Genomic DNA, 18884 nt, shown 5'->3' on the forward strand with positions numbered 1-18884 from the left:
TTTCTGTCTGTTCCGTCATGTTTTTCGCAAAAAACTTTAATCTTTCAAAGGTTTGAAATTCCTGGTACGGCTTGTGCAAACGTTTGCGCTGGGCCCCTACCTTAGAAAAGGAGTTTCAATGCCTGCGACCTCGAAAACCCGCTCCGCTCGGTTATTGCCGTTGCTGTTTGCCGCGACCTCCATGGCTTGCGCTGCAGCCCCGGCTCAACCGGCCTCGCCGACTGACTCTGCGCAAGGCGAAAGTTTAAGTCCGCCTGCCGAGCCAACGTCCAGTAAAAGCGCGTACTTCTCCGACTGGTTCAACCAAGACCTGACCTTGATCGGCAGCAAAGACATCAGTTTCGGCCCGCAGCCGGTCGACGATGTTTATCTGGAGTACGAGTACTTCGGCCGCAAGGGGCCATTCGAGTTGTACGGCTATGTCGATGTGCCGAAAATTCTCGACATCGGTAACCGTAATGACAAAGGGGTATGGGACCACGGTTCGCCCTTGTTCATGGAACACGAACCGCGCGTATCCATCGACTACCTGGCAGGCCGTAGCCTGGCGGTGGGGCCTTTTAAAGAGTGGTACCTGGCCTTTGACTGGATCTACGACCACGGCAGCAACTCGGCCAACCGTGCCAATACCCTATACAGCGGTTTTGGCACCGACATCGACACCCATTCGCGGGTCAACTTGTCGGCCAACCTCTACGCCCGTTACCAGTGGGACAACTACGGGGCCAGTAACGAGTATTCGTGGGACGGTTACCGGGCCCAACTCAAATACGTGGTGCCGATCGCCAGTTTCGACAACGGCGCATCGCTGACTTATATCGGGTTTACCAACTTCGATTTCGGTTCCGACCTCAAAGAAGATCCGGCCCGCACCGCCAACTCCACAGTCGCCACCAACGTGTTGCTGTATGCCTTCACGCACCTGCGCTTCACCTTGGTTGGGCGTTACTTCCACAACGGCGGCAACTGGCAGGACGGCAGCGAGCTGAACTTTGGCGACGGTAACTTCCGGGCCCGCTCGGACGGCTGGGGTTACTACGCCGGTATTGGCTACCAGTTCTGATCTTTATTTTTCCTACAGGAGTTTCCATGAAAAACACCACCCGTACCGCCGTCTGTGCCGCCCTGGCGCTGCTATGCCCAGGCGTTTGGGCCGCTACTGCGCCCGCCGCCGCACCGATAACCCCAAAAGTCATGCTGATCGCGATGTTCGCCCCCGAGGCGCAACATTGGATCGACCGTTTGAAGCTGACCAAAGAAGTGGCCGTGCCTGGCCTTTCGGCCGAATACCCGAACATCCGTTGTAATACACAGGACACCTGCCTGCTGGTCACCGGCATGGGCCAGACCAACGCGGCGGCCTCGACCTTGGCGCTGGCCTTGTCGCCCCAATTCGACCTGCGCCATACCTATTTCCTGGTAGCGGGTATCGCCGGCATCAACCCGCACCATGGCACCCTGGGTACCACGGCGTGGGCGCATTATCTGGTGGAGTTCGGAACCCAGTGGGAGCTGGATTCGCGGGATGTGCCGAAAGATTGGCCGACCGGCTACCTCGGCATCAACACCAAAGGGCCTAACGAAAAGCCACCACTGGACTACAAGACCGAGGTCTTCGAGCTCAACCCTAAACTTCAGGCCAAGGCGTTCGCGCTGTCGCAAAAAGCGACCCTGAGCGAAAGCAAAGAGTCCGCCGCCTGGCGCGTAAAGTACCCCTACGCCCCGGCCAATCAGCCGCCCCAGGTGACCCAATGCGACACCCTGGCGGGCAACACGTGGTTCTCGGGGACGCGCTTGAGCGAGCGGGCGGAAGTCTGGACGCGCCTGCTCACCGACAACAAAGGCGTGTATTGCACCACCCAGCAGGAAGACAACTCCACTTACGAGGCGCTGCTGCGGGCGAGTAAAGCAGGCAAGGTCGACATCAACCGCCTGGCCGTGGTGCGTGCGGGCTCCGACTTCGACCGGCCGTACCCCGGCTACAGCGAAGTGGATAACTTGCTCAAGTACGCCGATCAGGGCGCCTTCGTCCCCGCCTTGGAGAACCTCTACCGCACGGGCTATCCGTTGGTTCAGGCCATTCTGAGTGACTGGAAAAATTGGGAGAAAGGCGTCCCGCCGTTGTAACAGCGTATGTGCAGGCTCCCTCGGCCGAGCGTAAATGAGCGAGACTTCCCCTCAGTGCATAGCGGGAATCTTTGTGCCCCTCTATGCTCAAAAGTCGAACTCGTATCAAAGTAGTAGGAGCCTGCCCCATGTTTACATCCCGTCGCCTGATCATCGCTGCCACCGCCGTCGCTCTGTTGTCTGGCTGTGCTACGCAGCAGAACCCCTATGACAATCAGGGCCAGGCACAGAATACGTCCGGTGGCATGAGCAAGACCGCCAAATACGGTGGTATCGGCGCACTGGCCGGTGCCCTGGCCGGCGCTGCCATCGACCACAACCACCGCGGTAAAGGTGCGCTGATCGGCGCCGCCGTGGCCGGTGCGGCGTCGGCGGGGTATGGTTACTATGCGGACAAGCAAGAAGCCGCGCTGCGCGAGAGCATGGCCAATACCGGCGTGGAAGTGCAGCGCCAAGGCGATCAGATCAAACTGATCATGCCCGGTAACATCACCTTTGCTACGGATTCCTCGGCAATTTCCAGCAGCTTCTACTCGCCGCTGAATAACCTGGCCTCATCGTTCAAGCAGTTCAATGAGAACACCATCGAAATCGTCGGCTATACCGACAGCACCGGTGCGCGTCAGCACAACATGGACCTCTCCCTGCAACGCGCCCAGGCCGTGAGTACTTACCTGACCTCCCAGGGTGTGGACGCAACGCGAGTTTCAGTGCGCGGCGCCGGCCCCGACCAGCCCATCGCCAGCAACGCCGACGCCAACGGCCGCGCGCAAAACCGCCGGGTAGAAGTGAACCTCAAACCGATCCCGGGCCAGCAATATCCACAACAGTAACCTCTGCGGGTTTTTCTGAACGCGCCAAGGCACTGCTGCCGCCGGGGCGCGCTGACAATTTGGGTTTGTAGGGGCAAAAGATCGGCGACGTATGCAATATCCGATAAGCCGCCGCCCGTAGGAGGGGGTCTTGCCCCCGAGCTCTTGATCTCCGGCGAGCGCCTTGCAGCTGGAGAGCTCGGGGGCAAGCCCCCTCCTACGAGCCCCTCCTACGAGTGGGCTTGGTATTGTTTGTGCAGCTGCTCTAGCAGATGGTCCTTCTGTGCCCATAATTCATTGACCCACTGCTGAAACCGCGCGCGGTAGGCCTCGTCCTGATCGTAGCTTTTGCCGATGAAATCGGCGGGGATAGGCAGCTCTTCGAAGTGCACTACGATGTCGTGCACTCGGCCGCAGAGCAGGTCCCAGAAGCCGGGGTTGCCCCCTGGGTAGTGAATGGTCACGTTGATGATCGATTCAAGTTGCTCGCCCATGGCGTCCAGCACGAAGGCGATGCCGCCGGCCTTGGGTTTAAGCAGGTAACGAAAGGGCGATTGCTGCTCGCGGTGTTTGCCCGGGGTGAAGCGGGTGCCTTCGGCGAAGTTGAAAATACCGGTGGGCTTGCCGCGAAACTTGGCGCAAGTGCGGCGGGTGGTGGCCAGGTCCTTGCCTTTCTTCTCCGGGTGTTTGGCCAGGTAGGCTTTGCTGTAGCGCTTCATGAAGGGGAAGCCCAGCGCCCACCAGGCCAGGCCGATCACGGGCACCCAGATCAGCTGTTGCTTGAGAAAAAATTTCAGCGGCCGGATGCGTCGGTTGAGCACGTACTGCAGAACCAGAATGTCGACCCAGCTTTGGTGGTTACTGGTCACCAGATACGAGTGCTGATAGTCCAGCCCCTGCAGGCCGCTGACGTGCCAGCGCGAACGGGCCAGGTGGTCGATCCATAGGTTGTTGAGGCTGATCCAGCGTTCATGGATACGCCGCAACAGGTCGTCGGCGACACGCTGGGCGCTTGCAAACGGCAGGCACAGTTTGAGCAGGGCAATGATAAACAGCGGTATGCAGCAGGCTATGGTATTCACGCCCAGCAGCAGGGCGGCGATAACCCCGCGCAACGGGGCCGGGAGGGGTGAGGGCGACATGGTTTAGAGGTCCACTGTTCGGTTGGCTTGGATGGCCGTGATCGCGATGGTGTAGACGATGTCGTCCACCTGGGCGCCACGGGGCAAGTCGTTGACCGGTTTGCGCAGGCCCTGCAGCATCGGCCCCAGGCTGACGCAATCGGCGCTGCGCTGTACGGCCTTGTAGGTGGTGTTGCCGGTGTTCAAATCGGGGAATACGAACACCGTGGCGCGGCCGGCCACTGGGCTGTCGGGGGCCAGTTGGCGGGCGACGTTCTCGTTGGCGGCGGCATCGTATTGCAAGGGGCCATCGATCAGCAGGTCGCGTTGGCTTTCCTGGGCCAGTTGCGTGGCAGCACGGACTTTTTCCACTTCTTCGCCACTGGCCGAGTTGCCGCTGGAGTAGCTGATCATCGCCACTCGGGGTGCAATGCCGAATGCCTGCGCCGAATCAGCGCTTTGCAGGGCGATTTCTGCCAGTTCTGCGGCGCTGGGGTGGGGGTTCATTACGCAATCGCCATACACCAGCACCTGGTCTGGAAACAGCATAAAAAATACTGAAGACACCAGGGTGCAGCCCGGTGCGGTCTTGATCAATTGCAGGGCCGGGCGGATGGTGTTGGCGGTCGAGTGAATGACCCCGGACACCAGGCCGTCCACCTCGTCCAGCGCGAGCATCATGGTGCCCAGTACCACACTGTCTTCGAGCTGCTGCTCAGCCATGGGGGCGTTCAGGCTTTTGCTTTTACGCAAAGCCACCATGGGCTCGACGTAGCGTTCACGGATCAGCTCAGGGTCGAGGATTTCCAGGCCCCCGGGCAGTTCGATGCCCTGGGCACGGGCCACTGCGTGCACCGCCTCGGGCCGTGCCAGCAGCACACAACGGGCGATCCCGCGGGCCTGGCAGATCGCGGCTGCCTGGATGGTCAACGGGTCGTCGCCTTCGGGCAGAACGATGCGCTTGTTGGCCTGTTGCGCACGTTGGATCAACTGATACCGGAACACCGCCGGCGACAAACGCAATTCGCGCGGGGTGCCGCAGCGCTGGTGCAGCCACTGGGCGTCCAAATGCGTGGCGACGAAGTCGGTGATGATCTCCGCGCGCTCACGGTCGTCGATGGGGATCTCTTTGTTCAGTTGATGCAACTGGGTGGCGGTGTCGTAAGAGCCGGTACTGACTGATAGCACGGGCAGCCCAGCCTCCAGCGCACCCCGGCATAGCTCGAGAATCCGCGGGTCGGGCACGCTGTCGCTGGTCAGCAGCAAGCCGGCCAGTGGCACACCATTGAGGGCTGCCAGGCTCACGGCGAGGATAATGTCGTCACGGTCGCCAGGGGTCACCACCAGCACCCCGGCCTTGAGCAAGGGTAGGGTGTTGAGCACGGTTCGGGCGCAAATGATGATCTTGCTCATGCGCCGCTGCTCGTAATCACCGGCATTGATGACGTTGGCGCCCAGCAGGTCGGCGACGTCTCGCGTACGCGGGGCGTTCAGCTCGGCCTGGTAAGGGATGCAACCGAGCAGGCGAAAGTCGCCGCTGCGCAGCAGCGGTGAATGTTCACGCACGCGGCTGGCATAGGCCTCGATGCTCTCCTCGGTACGCACCTTGTTCAGAATGACCCCGAGCACTTTCGGGTCCCGTGGCCCGCCGAACAGCTGTGCTTGCAACTCGACGCGGCCCGATAGCTCGCCGAGCACTTCGTTATCGGCAGCCGAGACCAGAATCACGTCAGCGTCCAGGCTTTTCGCCAGGTGCTGGTTGACCCGTGCGGCATAGCTGGCGTGGCGGGTGGGCACCATGCCTTCGACGATCACCACGTCTTTGCCCACGCAGGCTTGCTGGTACAGGGTGATGATTTCTTCCAGCAGTTCGTCCAGTTGGCCGTCGCCCAGCATCCGTTCTACATGGGCCAGGCCCAAGGGTTTGGGTGGGGTCAGGCCGTGGGTGCGGGCAATCAGTTCGCTGGAGCGTTCTGGGCCCTGGTCGCCAGGGTGCGGCTGGGCGATGGGTTTGAAAAAGCCCACTTGCAGGCCGGCACGTTCGAGAACGCGTACCAGCCCCAGGCTGATGGAGGTCAGGCCTACGCCAAAATCGGTCGGCGCGATAAAAAATGTTTGCATGTGAGCTTCTCAGGTGAGCTTTGCAAAAATGCGCGGCGGCTTTGCCTCGGGCGCAATCTGGCGCCAAGGGTATCCTTATCCGGCCCCTGGGCGCACGTGCCGACGGTAAAGCTTTAGGGAATATTTCGCGGTGGTATAGAACACCAGAGTGGGCCGTCCGTCTGGGTTGCGTTCGCTTTCGGTCCAGCCCTTGGTTACACTTACTCGTTCTACATTCTTTTGCAAAAGGTCTTGCCTCATGCTGATCGCCGCCAACAAGGCTGTCTCCATCGACTATACGCTCACCAACGACGCGGGTGAGGTCATCGACAGCTCCGCCGGCGGCGCGCCGCTGGTCTACCTGCACGGCGCAGGTAATATCATCCCAGGCCTGGAAAAGGCCCTGGAAGGCAAACAAAGCGGTGACGAGCTGTCCGTTGCCGTGGAACCTGAAGATGCCTATGGCGAGTACTCGGCCGAACTGGTCAGCACCCTGAGCCGCAGCATGTTCGAAGGTGTCGACGAGCTGGAAGTCGGCATGCAGTTCCATGCCTCCGCGCCTGATGGGCAAATGCAGATCGTGACCATTCGCGATCTGGATGGCGACGACGTGACTGTCGATGGCAACCACCCCCTGGCAGGCCAGCGCCTGAATTTCCAGGTGAAGGTCGTCGAGATTCGCGATGCCAGCCAGGAAGAAGTTGCCCATGGCCACGTGCATGGCGAAGGCGGCCACCACCACTGACAGCTGCAGCTACGCTCAGATAGCCAATGAGGCGTCCGGGCAGGTGGGGTGTTGGCTTCCTGCAAGTCATGCCAACCTGCACGGGCGCCTTTGTCGTTTGTGGGCGATGGCCAGCGAAGATGAATTTGTAACCGGAGTACGTCATGAGTGCCTTTCACGACATAAAGCTTGCGGCCCTAAACGGTGAGGAGCTGTCTTTGGCTCCCTACAAGGGCAAGGTAGTACTTGTAGTCAATGTGGCGTCCAAGTGTGGGTTAACCCCTCAATACGCGGCGCTCGAGAACCTCTACCAGCAGTACAAGGGCCAGGGTTTTAGCGTGCTGGGGTTGCCATGCAATCAGTTCGCCGGGCAAGAACCGGGCAGCGAGGCTGAAATTCAGTCGTTCTGCAGCCTCAATTACGGGGTGACTTTCCCATTGGGGGCCAAGCTCGAAGTGAATGGCCCGCAACGGCACTCTCTGTATCGTTTGCTGGCCGGTGAAGGCGCAGAGTTTCCCGGCGACATCACCTGGAATTTCGAAAAGTTCCTGGTGGGTAAAGACGGCCGCGTACTCGCCCGATTTTCCCCGCGTACGGCACCGGATGATCCCACCGTATTGCAGGCGATCGACAAAGCTCTGGCCTGACCCGCCAGGCTTATCGCGTCGTTGAGCCCGATTTGAGCGCCAGCGGCGCCGCGCTGCTGGGCTGTGCGGCCGTCTGGCGAGCGTTGTACAGATGTTCTTCAAAGGCCGCGACGATGGGCGCCCAGCCCTGATGGCAAGCGTGGTGGCGCGCATTCAAGCGCGCCCGCCGCAGGGCCTCCGGGTCGTCGAGCAACCATCCGGTTGCTTCAATGAACGCGTGTTCGTCACCCGACATGGCCAGGGCGCCGCTGTGACCGTGCTGGATATGCTGGGCCGCCGCCGCTTCGTCGTAAGCCACCACGGCCAGCCCTGAGGCCATGGCCTCAAGTACGACGATACCGAATGTTTCGGTGAGGCTCGGGAACAGAAAGATATCGCCACTGGCGTAATGGCTGGCAAGAATTTCACCTTGCTGCGCGCCGCAAAATATCGCCTCGGGCAATTCACGCTCTAACGTAGCCCGCTCCGGCCCGTCCCCCACCACAATCAACTTAAATGTTCGCGACGGTTGCTTGGCTTGCAGCGTTTCGAAGGTGCGGCGCAGCAGGCCCAGGTTTTTTTCCGGGGCCAGGCGGCCGACGTGGATCAAGGCGATGTCATCGGCCTGCAAGCCCCAGTGTTCACGCAAGGCGCTCGACCGCCGGGCGGGGTTGAACAGCTGGCTGTCGACACCCCGTTCAAGCAAGGCCAGCCGTTCGAAACCGCGCCTTTGCAGGGCGGTGCGCTGGCTCAGGCTCGGCACCAGAGTGAGCTGGGTGCGGTTGTGAAACCAGCGTAGGTAAACCGTGGTCAGGCGCTCCATCAACCCCAGCCCATACTGGCTGGCGTAGGCCTGATAATTGGTATGGAAGCAGCTGACGACCGGGATCTTCAAGCGCCGTGCGGCGCGCAAAGCGCTTAGGCCAAGGGGCCCCTCGGTGGCGATGTAAATGACATCCGGACGCTCTTGCCGCCAGCGCCGCAGCAGCTTGTGCACCGAGGCTTGCCCCCACTGCAGGCCAGGATAGCCTGGGATGGGCCAGCCGCGGCACAGCAGCAAGTCGGCTTGCGTAGAGTGGCGCGGGTCTTGCGGCTGGCGCGGGCGGATCACCGCCACGCGATGGCCGCGTTGGCGCAGACCGCTGCTCAGGTGGCCGAGGGTGTGGGCCACGCCGTTGATTTCAGGGGCGAAGGTTTCGGTGATCAGGGCAATGTGCAGTGTGTTCATGCTCACCAGTATCCGGCGACCCGATTGCGCCGCCGTGAACACTTGGTGATGGATTGATGACAGGCCCCAAGGGCCGCCTCAACCGCGCTCGCGCACCCAGAACAATGTAGCGCCGGCCACCGCAGCCGGCATCATCAGCAGGTTGAGCACGGGGATCAACAACACCGCATAGACGATGCCGCCGAAACCCAAACTCTGCCAGCGCTTTTGCCGCAGCCAGGTGAGCATGTCTTGCCAGCTCATTTTGTGGTTGTCGGCGGGGTAGTCGATGTATTGGATAGCCATCATCCAGACGCCGAACAATAACCACAGGGGCGCGGCGACGATGTTCACCACCGGGATCAGCGACAACACGAACAGGCCCAGGGCCCTGGGCAGGAAATAGCTGAGCTTGCGCATTTCCCTGCCGAGTGTGCGCGGCACCATGGCCAATAATTCGGCCCAGCTAAAGGGGGGGAAGTCGTCGGTGCCGCGTACCACTACTTCGACTTTCTCCGAAAGAAAGCCGTTGAACGGTGCAGCCACGATGTTGGCCAGCATGGTGAAGGTGAAGAACACCATCAGCCCCACCAATACCACGAACAGCGGCCAGAGGATGTAGGTGAGAAAGCTCAGCCAGCTCGGCAGGCTGGGCATCAAGTGGTCGACCCACAGGCTGAACTGATGACCGGCGAAGTAGATCAAGGCGCAGAACAGGATCAGGTTGATACCCAAAGGGAGCAGAACGAACAGGCGCAAACCAGGGCTCAAGACTAGCTTGAGCCCCTCGCGCAGGTATTGTGGGCCGGACAGTACGGGGGCGCTCATGCAAGGCTCCGAATAGGGGACAAGCCGCTGACATTACCGGCTTTGACGCCCAGGCGATAGTACGCAGAGGCGGGTGACACAGGGCGTAACCAATACAGCCAAGTGCCGTCCTTGGTAGTCGTATAGAGCATTGCTATGGTCCGGATTGCGAATGGGCATTTCCTTTCTGCCAAGCACCTCGCTAAGCTTGGCTCCATTAATTTTTAACCCTTCCTACCCTTAAGACTGCAAGGAGCCATTATGAGCATTCTGGTCAACAAATCTGCCCCTGACTTCGACGCTGCCGCCGTTCTGGGCGACGGTTCGATTGTCGACAGCTTCAAGCTGTCGTCCCTGCGCGGCAAATACGTGGTCCTGTTCTTCTGGCCACTGGACTTCACCTTCGTTTGCCCATCGGAAATCATCGCCCACAACAACCGCATCGGTAAATTCCGTGAGCTGGGCGTTGAGGTCGTGGGCGTGTCGATCGACTCGCAGTTCACCCACCACGCCTGGCGCAGCACGCCGGTCGAGAAAGGCGGCATCGGCGCAGTCGAGTTCACCATGGTGGCCGACGTCAAGCACGAGATCACCCGTGCCTATGGCATCGAGCACGAAGACGGCGTGGCGCTGCGGGCCTCTTTCTTGATCGACCAACAAGGCGTGGTGCAGCACCAAGTGGTCAACAACCTGCCCCTGGGCCGCGAAGTGGACGAAATGGTACGCCTGGTCGAGGCACTGCAATTCACCGAGCAGCATGGCGAAGTCTGCCCTGCCGGCTGGCGCCCAGGGCAAAAAGGCATGAAGGCAGACGCTAAAGGCGTGGCCGACTACCTGGCCGAAAACGCCAAAAGCCTGTAACCCCCATTTTAGGAGTCTGTCATGTCTGAAGTCCGTCATTCCCGCGTGATCATCTTGGGCTCTGGCCCTGCGGGTTACAGCGCTGCGGTGTACGCCGCCCGCGCTAACCTCAAACCGCTGCTGATCACCGGCATGCAGTCCGGTGGCCAGTTGACCACCACCACCGAAGTCGACAACTGGCCGGGCGACCCCCATGGCCTGACTGGTCCGGCGTTGATGGACCGGATGCGCGAGCATGCCGAGCGTTTCGAGACTGAGATCGTTTTTGACCACATCAATGCGGTCGACCTCGCGGCCAAGCCTTTCACCTTGACCGGCGATAGCGGCACCTTCACTTGCGACGCACTGATCATCGCAACCGGCGCCAGCGCCCGTTACCTGGGGCTGCCTTCGGAAGAAGCATTCATGGGTAAAGGCGTGTCCGCTTGTGCCACCTGCGATGGCTTTTTCTATCACAACCGCGAAGTGGCCGTGGTGGGGGGCGGTAATACCGCAGTCGAAGAGGCGTTGTACCTGGCCAACATCGCCAGTAAGGTGACCTTGGTCCACCGTCGCGAGACCTTCCGTGCGGAGAAGATCCTCATCGACAAACTGCACGCCCGCGTGGCCGAAGGCAAGATCGAGCTTAAGCTCAACGCCACCCTCGACGAAGTGCTGGGTGACAACATGGGCGTCACCGGTGCCCGTTTGAAAAACAACGACGGCAGCAGCGACGAGCTGAAAGTCGACGGCGTATTCATCGCCATTGGCCACACCCCCAACACCTCGCTGTTCGAAGGCCAGTTAGCCTTGAAAGACGGCTACATGGTGGTGGCCGGTGGTCGTGAAGGCAATGCCACGGCCACCAGCGTCGAGGGGGTGTTTGCCGCGGGCGACGTGGCCGACCACGTCTACCGCCAGGCAATTACCTCGGCCGGTGCGGGCTGCATGGCCGCTTTGGACGTCGAACGTTACCTCGACGGTTTGGCTGACGCTTCGTTCTGATCGCTACAAAGGCCAGGAGCTCGTTCAGAGCCCCTGGCTTTACGCCTATTTACGCCGCAATGGCTCCCCGCTGAACTTCACACCCGCTAGCCCGTGTTCGATCAGGTTGCGAATATTCCCATGGTCAGTGCCTTGGGGCGTTGCCAGCACCGCACGGTAATGCTCGCCAAACGCCAACAATGCCTGCTCATCCGTAAAGCCCTCCAGCAAAGCCAGGCCTAAGGTCTTGCACGAGCCTTCGTTCTGACCGGCCAGGTTTTCCAAGCTGCCATTACGAAAGGCCTGGGGCTGATAGTCATAGTGCTGGGCAATAAACGCCAGGGTGTCCGCGAACAGATGGCTACCGCTATCGAGGCTGGCACGCAGGGTATTCAAGTCACTCATTGGGTTTTCCTTTGGCGAACGCCGCCTGTTGTTCGGCGCTGGCTTCTTGCTGGTACTGGGCTTTCCACTCGGCGTAAGGCATGCCGTAGACCGCTTCACGGGCATCATCCAGGCTGATGTCTACCTGCTGCTCGTCGGCGGCGGCTTTGTACCACTTGGACAGGCAGTTGCGGCAGAACCCTGCCAGGTTCATCAGGTCGATGTTTTGCACGTCTTTGCGTGCATCCAAATGCGCCACCAGGCGGCGAAAGGCCGCCGCTTCGAGTTCGAGGCGTTGTTGATCGTTCATAGGGGCTCCGATTGTGCGTCAGCGGCGGTTGGCCAGGGTGATCGAGACCGATTCGGCAAAACGCAGGGCATGGGGTTTGTCGACTTCGACTTCGGCATACAGCACGGCGGGGTGGCTCATGACTAAGTCGAGCAACTCCTGGGTCAGGCGCTCGAGCAAGGCAAACCGGTTACCCTCGACATGCTGGATCACAGCCTTGGTGATGGTGCGGTAATTGAGCGCGTGATCGATGTCGTTATCGCGCACGGCATCTTGGGCGGCGTACAACACGGTCAGGTTGATCAGCACGTCCTGTTTGTTGAGGATTTCATCCTCGTTGATTCCGATGAATGTGCGCAGGCGCAGGTCTTTGACCCGAATGCGCGCCATTCCAGGTTCCAGCTGTGACATCGCTACTTGCTCCATCCGCTCATTGGCATCTGGGCAATATACGCCAAGCGACCCGGTTCAATGAAGCGCCACGGGGTCACTTGAGGTGGCGCCCACCGTTGACCGCCAGGGTTGTACCCGTGACATAGGGGTTGTCGAGCAAGTAGCGCAGGCTCTGGTAGACCACCTCGGCGCCAGGCTCGATACCCAGGGCGGACTTGGCCAGGGTCTGTTCGCGGTATTGGGCGTCGTCCCCAGGGTTGAACAGGATGAGCGCAGGCGCGATGCCATTGACTTTGATAGCCGGGGCGAAGCGAGCGGCGAACGACAGGGTCAGGCTCTCCAGGCCGGCCTTACTGGCGCAGTAGGCCAGATGCTTAGCACTGCCGCGGCGGGTCGCGTCGTCGCTGATGTGTACGATGTCCGCCGGGGTACTGGCCCGCAGCAGCGCTTCGCAGTGCAGGTTGATCAAGTAGGGTGCCAGCATGTGGACGTTGACCATCTGCGTAAAGGTTGCTGAGTGGTCGTCACCTTGCTCGGCGAGCCAGGTCGAAGCGTTATGGACGATGGCCCGTAGCTCGGTGGTATGGGCTTTTAATGCATCGATAAAAGCCAGGATGCCGGCTTCCTGGCTGAAGTCGGCGAACAGCAGGGTGGCGCCCAGCTCGCGCAGCTGTGCCAGCCCCGGGCGCTCGCTGCGGTAAGTGACGATCACCTGGTGGCCGTCGGCGATCAGGCGTTGTGCGCAGTGCAGGCCGAGCCGTTGGCTGGCACCGGTGATCAGGATGGGGGCGCTATGGGGCATGGCAAGGCTCAGCTTCGGCGGTCGTGGGCGGTTTATATCACAGCCACGGGCGCGCCGGCTTAGCGCGCCTGCACCGCGGCCTTGCCCGGCACACGTTTAACGGGCGAAGGGTGCAGCCAGTTATGCAGCCAGCGAGTAGACAAGGGAATAAAGAAAAACACCATCAGCGGCGTCAGCACTAGCGTGCTCAGGGCGATACGCGGTAGCAGTGTGAGCTCGGCGAGCCATGGCCCGAACAGAAAATTAAAGGCCAGGGATACCGGAAAGAATGCCAGCCAGATAGCCACTGACTGTTTCCAGCGGGGCGGGCGTTGCTGGCCGGTGTCACCGAACCAGCCATCGATTCCGCGTACGCGATGCTCGTGGGGCTGGGCAAACAGGCCACTGCCGCGGGACAACCAGGCGGCTCTGGAAGCAGAGTGCTCCCATGCGTCCATGGTGGCTTCATCGGCAAAGCGGAAAATAATCTGAAATTCATCGTCGCCGGGCGGCGGCGCCAGCACCCCTGAACCCAGGTAGCCGGGAAAATCGGTGGCGAGCTGTTCGCCTTCATGCAGCCAAGCGATCAGGTCGTGATAACGGCCATGGGCAACACGCCGAGCGACCATCAGAGTGACGGGTGAGGTAGACATTGTATATCTCCAAACATGATGAGCGCGCCGGGTAGGGGGCTCATGGGGCGCAGCGCCGGGGTGGTGGCGGGCGTCTTTATGGCAAGCAAGGATTATTCCTGATTCAGCGCACCCCCGCCAATGCTGGGTGCGGGAAACCGACGACAGGCCCTCGGGAGCGCACTTCATCTTCGGGCCAGAATTAGGTGAATGCCAAAAGATCGGGGGCACGCCGATTGTAGGAGGGGCCTTGGCCCCGATCTTTTGTTCCAATGCCGGCCGAAGATTGAAATGGTGCCCCTTGGCAGGGCACAAAGTGCTCAAGTGTGCAGATTAGGGTGCGCCAGGCGATGCTGCTGCAAGAGGTATTGGCGCAGGCGCTCGGTTTCCGAGGCGTTGGCTTCACTGAGGCGGTAGGCCGCATGGCCGGCCTGGTTCATGCGCTCGAAGCTGCCCTGCAGGGCGATGGGGTCGTGCCCGGGGGGGTGGAACATAAGGGCGAAGTGCGCGGGGGCTGCAGCGTGCTCGCGTAGTTCAAGGAGTACGCCTTTGAATGACAGCTCGATTACCCACAGGTCAGTACTGTTGCCGTCGTGGTCGAGCAGCGCTAAGGGTACCTCCAGCGCCATGCGCCATGGCCGCACCATGGGGCCGTCCTCGAAAATACTGGGCGCGCCCACATGCAGGTGCACGGCATGGAATTCGTCTTCTACCAGCTCCAGCGGAAAGCTCATCTGCTGGTTCTCGAACTGCGCCTGGATGGTCACGTGTTCGTTGGCCATTAACCGAGTGAGGAGGTCTTTGACCTGCGCGCCGCTGTCTACGGTCATGCTCGACTGAACTTCGAGCGGATTCGCAGGCGCGTTCTGCTGCATGTTACGGATGAAGTCGAGTTCATCCTGGGTGAGCAGTGCATCAGGTGGCATGGTCGAGCTCTAGCATCCGTTTGGCGAGTAAAGTCGAAGTTATCGAAGAATTATAGCGGGTTGTGATTTTTCCGCTGTTCATTTTTTAACCTCATGTTGCATGCAGCCCGGTCCGAGTGGGGCTCGGGCGCAGATTTGTTAGTATTCGCGTTTTCACCTGCCAGGGACTCCCCATGAAAATCGCCATCTTGTCTGCCACCGTGTATGGCAGCGCTGAAGAAGTTGCCCGCCACGGCGCGGCCCGTTTAGAGCAGCAAGGCCATGTCATTCATCACTTTCCTCGCGCCACGTTGGAGCAACTGCTCAAGTTTGCCCCTGAAGCCTTGCTGGTCGTGACCTCGACCACTGGCATGGGCGAGCTGCCCGACGACATCCAACCGCTATACAGCGAGGTTCGTGACCAATTGCCGGCGGCTTGGCGCGGCTTGCCAGGTGGGGTGATTGCCTTGGGCGACGCCAGTTACGGCGATACCTTCTGCGGCGCTGGCGAGCAGATACGCGAGCTGTTCGCGGAGCTGGGGGTGCTCGAAGTCCAGCCCATGCTGCGCCTGGACGCCAGTGAGTCCGTCACCCCGGAAACCGACGCCGAGCCTTGGCTCGATACTTTTGCCGCCGAGCTGGCGAGCCGGCAGTGATCAGCCGACTTCGCGTTTTTCAGGCGTCATAGCCCATTCGATGGCTGATGTCTGCAACCGTCGCCTTCAAGCGCTGTGCTGCTGGCCCGGCTTCATCGGCGTGAAACGACGAAGCCGCGCCGACCACCGTCATCACTGCGGCGAGTTTGCCGCTGGCATCGAAGATGGGCGCCGACAGGGCGTCCACGCCGGGCATCAACAGCCCGTGCACTGAGTACACGCCGTTGGCCCGGATCTGCTCCAACAAGTCGTTTGGCAGTGGTTGCGGGCCTAGCTCGGCGGTTGCCCGGGCAGGCAAGTAGGCGTTGAAGACCCGGCCCGTAGACGAGCCCTGTAGGGGCAGCACCGAGCCAATTTGGGTCACCAGGGTGACCGCGCCCATGGCCGGCTCTACGTTAACCACCGTGGGCCCATGATTGCCCCACACCGCCAGGAAGCATGTGACGTTGAGTTCGTCGCGCAGTTGCGCCAGGGGCCCGGCGGCGAGTTTCAGCACGTCGATACTGCCCAGGGCGGCCAGGCCTACCCGTAAAGCCTCACGGCCCAGCCCATAATGCTGGGTGCTCGCATTTTGCACAGCGAAACCGCTGGCGATCAACGCTTGCAGGTAGCGGTGGACTTTGCTCGCCGGCATTTGCATATGCTCGGCCAAACGCGACAGGCTGGTCGCTGGGGTTAGTTCAGCCAGGGCCTTGAGCACATCGGTACCGACTTCAGCCGAACGCACCTTCTGGCGAGGGGCGGCCTCTGGCGGGGGGAGGGGGTGGGTCATGGATCTGGCTATCCGCTGCGCGAGTGGGCACCCTTTATAGCTTGACGCTGTAGGGGGGATCAAATTACGTTAATCGTAACTGAGTTACGTATAACAATAATACTTCAGCGCCCGCTCTGCCCGCGGCGCTCAGGAGGCTCGATGAGCAATGAGTTGGGTTATCAGTCCGGCTTCGGTAACCAATTTTGTAGCGAGGCGTTGCCTGGGGCGCTGCCTGCCATGCAGAACTCCCCGCAAGCAGTCCCCTATGGCTTATACGCCGAGTTATTCTCGGGCACTGCATTTACGGTGCCCCGCGCAGAAGCCCGGCGCACCTGGCTGTACCGTATCTGCCCTTCGGCGCGGCACCCGCCCTTCAAGCGCCTGGCCCGCCAACTCAACCCCGCAGGCCTGGCAGCGCCGACCCCCAACCGCCTGCGCTGGGGCCCGCTGCCTGAACTGATGGAGCCCACGGATTTTATCGACGGTTTGCAGGCACTGGCCTGCAGCGCCGAGCCGGACAAGGCCGAGGGCGTCAGTGTGTACCTGTACGCCGCCAATCGTTCGATGCAGCGGGTGTTCTTCAACGCCGACGGCGAGCTACTGGTGGTGCCACAAGAGGGGCGGCTGCGGGTCTGTACCGAGCTGGGTGTGCTGGAGGTCGGGCCGTTGGAGATCCTCGTGCTGCCTCGCGGCATGAAGTTTCGCCTGGAGTTGCTCGATGCCCAGGCCCGGGGCTACGTGGCCGAGAACCATGGGGCGGCTTTGCGTTTGCCTGAGTTAGGCCCGATTGGCAGCAATGGGCTGGCCAACCCACGGGATTTTCAGGCGCCCGTGGCATGCTATGAAGACACCCAAAAACCGGTGCAATTGGTGCAGAAATTTCTCGGCGAGCTGTGGGGCTGCGAACTGCCCCGTTCGCCCCTGGATGTCGTGGCCTGGCATGGTAACAACGTGCCTTACAAATATGACCTGCGCCGTTTCAACGCCTTTGGCAGCGTCAGCTACGACCACCCCGACCCTTGCATTTTTACCGTATTGACGGCACCAACGGCAGAGCCGGGGGTGGCCAATATCGACTTGGTTGTGTTCCCGCCGCGCTGGCAGGTGGCCGAGCACACGTTCCGGCCGCCGTGGTTTCACCGCAACCTGATGAACGAATTCATGGGCTTGATCGAAGGCCGTTACGATGGCAAAGCCGAGGGTTTCGTTCCGGGTGGCGCCTCGCTGCACAGTTGCATGAGTGCCCACGGCCCGGATGCGGACACCTACGCCCGCGCGTTGCTTGCGCCCTCGCAACCGGCCAGGCTGGAAGGCGCAATGGCCTTTATGTTTGAAACCCGTGCAGTGTTGCGCCCCACCCACTATGCGCTGCAATGCCCTGAACTGCAGACCCGCTATGATGATTGCTGGGCCTCGCTGCCTATAGCATTCGATCCGGAGCGCCTATGAAACCCGCTACACCTTCTCGCAGCTGGGTAGAGTCTGCCCATGAGCACCCTGACTTTCCTCTGCACAACTTGCCCCTGGGCATTTTCAGCCAGGCGGGCAGTGTGCCCCGGGTAGGTGTCGCCATCGGCGATTGCGTTCTGGATATGGCCGAGGCCTTGGCGCGCGGGCTGTTGCAGGGGCTGCCTGAGGAGGTTCTGGAGAGTGTGTCGCAGGGTTCGCTGAACGCTTTCTTCGCCTGCGCTGCCGACGCGCGGTCGGCGTTTCGCCAACGGTTGTTGCACATGCTGGGTAAGGACGCGCCGTCACGCGTTGAGGTGCGCGCCTGCCTGCATCAGGCGCGCCACTGCGACATGCACCTGCCCGCAAAGGTAGGGGATTACACCGATTTCTACGCCGGTATCGAACACGCCACCCGGGTGGGTAAGCATTTAAGGCCAGACGCCCCGTTGCTACCCAACTATAAATATGTGCCGATCGGCTACCACGGCCGCGCTTCGACTTTACGCCCTTCCGGCGTACCGGTGCGGCGCCCCAAAGGGCAGATGCGGCCGTCGGGGCAGCATGAGCCGATAGTTGGCCCCACCCAGAAGTTGGATTTCGAACTTGAACTGGGCATCTGGATTGGCCAGGGCAACCCCTTGGGTGAGGCGATCCCCATAGGCCAGGCAGCAGAGCATGTGGCCGGGTTCTGTTTGCTTAACGACTGGTCGGCGCGGGACATCCAGGGTTGGGAGTACCAGCCGTTAGGGCCGTTTCTGTCCAAGAGTTTTATGACCACACTGTCGCCGTGGGTCGTCACCGCGCAGGCCCTGGCGCCATTTCGCTGCGCCCAGGCACCTCGCCCGCCTGGGGACCCGCAGCCATTGGCGTACCTTTGGGACGATCACGACCAAGCCACCGGTGCTTTGGATATCGAGCTGGAGGCCCTGCTGCTCACCGAACACATGCGCACCCGTGGCCTGCCCGCCGAACGCCTGGCGGTGAGCAATAGCCGTTGTATGTATTGGACGGTGGCGCAGTTGGTGAGCCACCACAGCGTCAATGGCTGCCAGTTGCACAGCGGTGACCTGTTCGGCTCGGGCACGCTTTCAGGGCCGGGCGCGGACCAATGCGGCAGTCTGTTGGAAATTACCCAGGGCGGCTCTCAACCACTGTTACTGGCGTCTGGGGAGACCCGGCAATTTCTGGCTGACGGCGATGAGATTATTTTGCGGGGCCGCTGCCATGCCAACGGCATTGGCTCGATCGGTTTCGGCGAATGTCGTGGGCGGGTGCTACCGGCGCTGTAAACGC

At 61.1% G+C, this 18884-nt stretch carries 21 protein-coding genes and 1 pseudogene; 10 read left to right on the forward strand and 12 right to left on the reverse strand.

What is annotated here, in order from left to right:
* Positions 1 to 118 precede the first annotated feature (118 nt).
* The 3 genes from QCL65_RS04485 (at position 119) to QCL65_RS04495 (ending at position 2960) form a co-directional block, all read left to right on the forward strand.
* On the forward strand, positions 119 to 1063 hold the full coding sequence (locus QCL65_RS04485; protein ID WP_407315092.1) for a nucleoside-specific channel-forming protein Tsx: 945 nt from the start codon (positions 119 to 121) through the stop codon (positions 1061 to 1063).
* Between the two features lie 26 nt (positions 1064 to 1089).
* A complete protein-coding gene (locus tag QCL65_RS04490) occupies positions 1090 to 2127 on the forward strand; it encodes a purine-nucleoside phosphorylase (protein ID WP_407315093.1) in 1038 nt (345 codons plus the stop codon).
* A gap of 128 nt (positions 2128 to 2255) precedes the next feature.
* Positions 2256 to 2960: an OmpA family protein gene (locus tag QCL65_RS04495; RefSeq protein WP_407315094.1), complete on the forward strand. Its 705-nt coding sequence runs from the start codon at positions 2256 to 2258 to the stop codon at positions 2958 to 2960.
* 209 nt (positions 2961 to 3169) lie between these two features.
* Here the strand turns inward: QCL65_RS04495 and QCL65_RS04500 are convergent, their stop codons facing one another.
* From QCL65_RS04500 to QCL65_RS04510, 3 genes and pseudogenes are all read right to left on the reverse strand, one after another.
* On the reverse strand, positions 3170 to 4081 hold the full coding sequence (locus tag QCL65_RS04500; protein WP_407315095.1) for an acyltransferase: 912 nt from the start codon (positions 4079 to 4081) through the stop codon (positions 3170 to 3172).
* Between the two features lie 3 nt (positions 4082 to 4084).
* Positions 4085 to 6181 (reverse strand): phosphate acetyltransferase, encoded by a 2097-nt coding sequence (pta, locus tag QCL65_RS04505; protein ID WP_407315097.1) that lies wholly within the window; start codon positions 6179 to 6181, stop codon positions 4085 to 4087.
* 153 nt (positions 6182 to 6334) lie between these two features.
* Positions 6335 to 6451 (reverse strand): annotated as a pseudogene (locus QCL65_RS04510) (DUF3565 domain-containing protein); the annotation flags it as partial.
* Here QCL65_RS04510 and QCL65_RS04515 point away from each other — a divergent pair.
* Both QCL65_RS04515 and QCL65_RS04520 read left to right on the forward strand, forming a co-directional pair.
* Positions 6420 to 6905, forward strand: coding sequence for a peptidylprolyl isomerase (locus tag QCL65_RS04515; protein ID WP_407315098.1), 486 nt, complete (start codon positions 6420 to 6422; stop codon positions 6903 to 6905). The pseudogene QCL65_RS04510 and the gene QCL65_RS04515 overlap by 32 nt on opposite strands.
* 143 nt (positions 6906 to 7048) lie before the next feature.
* Positions 7049 to 7531 (forward strand): glutathione peroxidase, encoded by a 483-nt coding sequence (locus QCL65_RS04520; protein WP_407315099.1) that lies wholly within the window; start codon positions 7049 to 7051, stop codon positions 7529 to 7531.
* Between the two features lie 10 nt (positions 7532 to 7541).
* On the opposite strand, the gene QCL65_RS04525 is transcribed toward QCL65_RS04520, so the two are convergent.
* Both QCL65_RS04525 and cysZ read right to left on the reverse strand, forming a co-directional pair.
* Positions 7542 to 8738 carry a glycosyltransferase family 4 protein gene (locus QCL65_RS04525; RefSeq protein ID WP_407315100.1) on the reverse strand — a complete coding sequence of 399 codons (1197 nt, stop codon included), beginning with the start codon at positions 8736 to 8738 and terminating at the stop codon, positions 7542 to 7544.
* Between the two features lie 78 nt (positions 8739 to 8816).
* Positions 8817 to 9545 (reverse strand): sulfate transporter CysZ, encoded by a 729-nt coding sequence (gene cysZ / locus QCL65_RS04530; protein WP_407315101.1) that lies wholly within the window; start codon positions 9543 to 9545, stop codon positions 8817 to 8819.
* A 240-nt stretch (positions 9546 to 9785) separates the two neighbouring features.
* On the opposite strand from cysZ, the gene QCL65_RS04535 reads away from it, so the two are divergent.
* Positions 9786 to 10385 (forward strand): peroxiredoxin, encoded by a 600-nt coding sequence (locus tag QCL65_RS04535; RefSeq protein ID WP_407315102.1) that lies wholly within the window; start codon positions 9786 to 9788, stop codon positions 10383 to 10385.
* Positions 10386 to 10406: 21 nt separating this feature from the next.
* On the forward strand, positions 10407 to 11369 hold the full coding sequence (gene trxB / locus QCL65_RS04540) for a thioredoxin-disulfide reductase (protein WP_407315103.1): 963 nt from the start codon (positions 10407 to 10409) through the stop codon (positions 11367 to 11369).
* Between the two features lie 45 nt (positions 11370 to 11414).
* Here trxB and QCL65_RS04545 read toward each other — a convergent pair whose 3' ends face one another.
* From QCL65_RS04545 to QCL65_RS04570, 6 genes are all read right to left on the reverse strand, one after another.
* Entirely contained in the window at positions 11415 to 11753 is a 339-nt protein-coding gene (locus QCL65_RS04545) for a HopJ type III effector protein (RefSeq protein WP_407315104.1), read from the reverse strand.
* A complete protein-coding gene (locus QCL65_RS04550; protein WP_407315105.1) occupies positions 11746 to 12042 on the reverse strand; it encodes a DUF1244 domain-containing protein in 297 nt (98 codons plus the stop codon). Before QCL65_RS04550 ends, QCL65_RS04545 begins: the two co-directional genes overlap by 8 nt.
* An 18-nt stretch (positions 12043 to 12060) precedes the next feature.
* A complete protein-coding gene (gene folX, locus QCL65_RS04555; protein WP_407315106.1) occupies positions 12061 to 12432 on the reverse strand; it encodes a dihydroneopterin triphosphate 2'-epimerase in 372 nt (123 codons plus the stop codon).
* A 76-nt stretch (positions 12433 to 12508) separates the two neighbouring features.
* On the reverse strand, positions 12509 to 13216 hold the full coding sequence (gene folM / locus QCL65_RS04560; RefSeq protein WP_407315107.1) for a dihydromonapterin reductase: 708 nt from the start codon (positions 13214 to 13216) through the stop codon (positions 12509 to 12511).
* Between the two features lie 59 nt (positions 13217 to 13275).
* Positions 13276 to 13848: an antibiotic biosynthesis monooxygenase gene (locus QCL65_RS04565; protein WP_407315108.1), complete on the reverse strand. Its 573-nt coding sequence runs from the start codon at positions 13846 to 13848 to the stop codon at positions 13276 to 13278.
* A gap of 299 nt (positions 13849 to 14147) precedes the next feature.
* Positions 14148 to 14753: a hypothetical protein gene (locus tag QCL65_RS04570; RefSeq protein WP_407315110.1), complete on the reverse strand. Its 606-nt coding sequence runs from the start codon at positions 14751 to 14753 to the stop codon at positions 14148 to 14150.
* A gap of 173 nt (positions 14754 to 14926) precedes the next feature.
* Here QCL65_RS04570 and QCL65_RS04575 point away from each other — a divergent pair, with 173 nt between their 5' ends.
* Entirely contained in the window at positions 14927 to 15388 is a 462-nt protein-coding gene (locus tag QCL65_RS04575; RefSeq protein WP_407315111.1) for a flavodoxin, read from the forward strand.
* A 19-nt stretch (positions 15389 to 15407) separates the two neighbouring features.
* Here QCL65_RS04575 and QCL65_RS04580 read toward each other — a convergent pair whose 3' ends face one another.
* Positions 15408 to 16160: an IclR family transcriptional regulator gene (locus QCL65_RS04580; RefSeq protein WP_407315112.1), complete on the reverse strand. Its 753-nt coding sequence runs from the start codon at positions 16158 to 16160 to the stop codon at positions 15408 to 15410.
* 141 nt (positions 16161 to 16301) lie between these two features.
* Here QCL65_RS04580 and hmgA point away from each other — a divergent pair, with 141 nt between their 5' ends.
* Complete coding sequence (gene hmgA / locus QCL65_RS04585; RefSeq protein WP_407315113.1) at positions 16302 to 17591, forward strand: homogentisate 1,2-dioxygenase; 1290 nt, start codon at positions 16302 to 16304, stop codon at positions 17589 to 17591.
* Positions 17588 to 18880, forward strand: a complete 1293-nt coding sequence (gene fahA, locus QCL65_RS04590; protein ID WP_407315114.1) for a fumarylacetoacetase — start codon at positions 17588 to 17590, stop codon at positions 18878 to 18880. The genes hmgA and fahA overlap by 4 nt, the downstream gene beginning before the upstream one ends.
* The last annotated feature ends 4 nt before the right edge of the window (positions 18881 to 18884 follow it).

Source organism: Pseudomonas sp. nanlin1, from assembly GCF_045571515.1.
Classification (GTDB): Bacteria; Pseudomonadota; Gammaproteobacteria; order Pseudomonadales; family Pseudomonadaceae; genus Aquipseudomonas.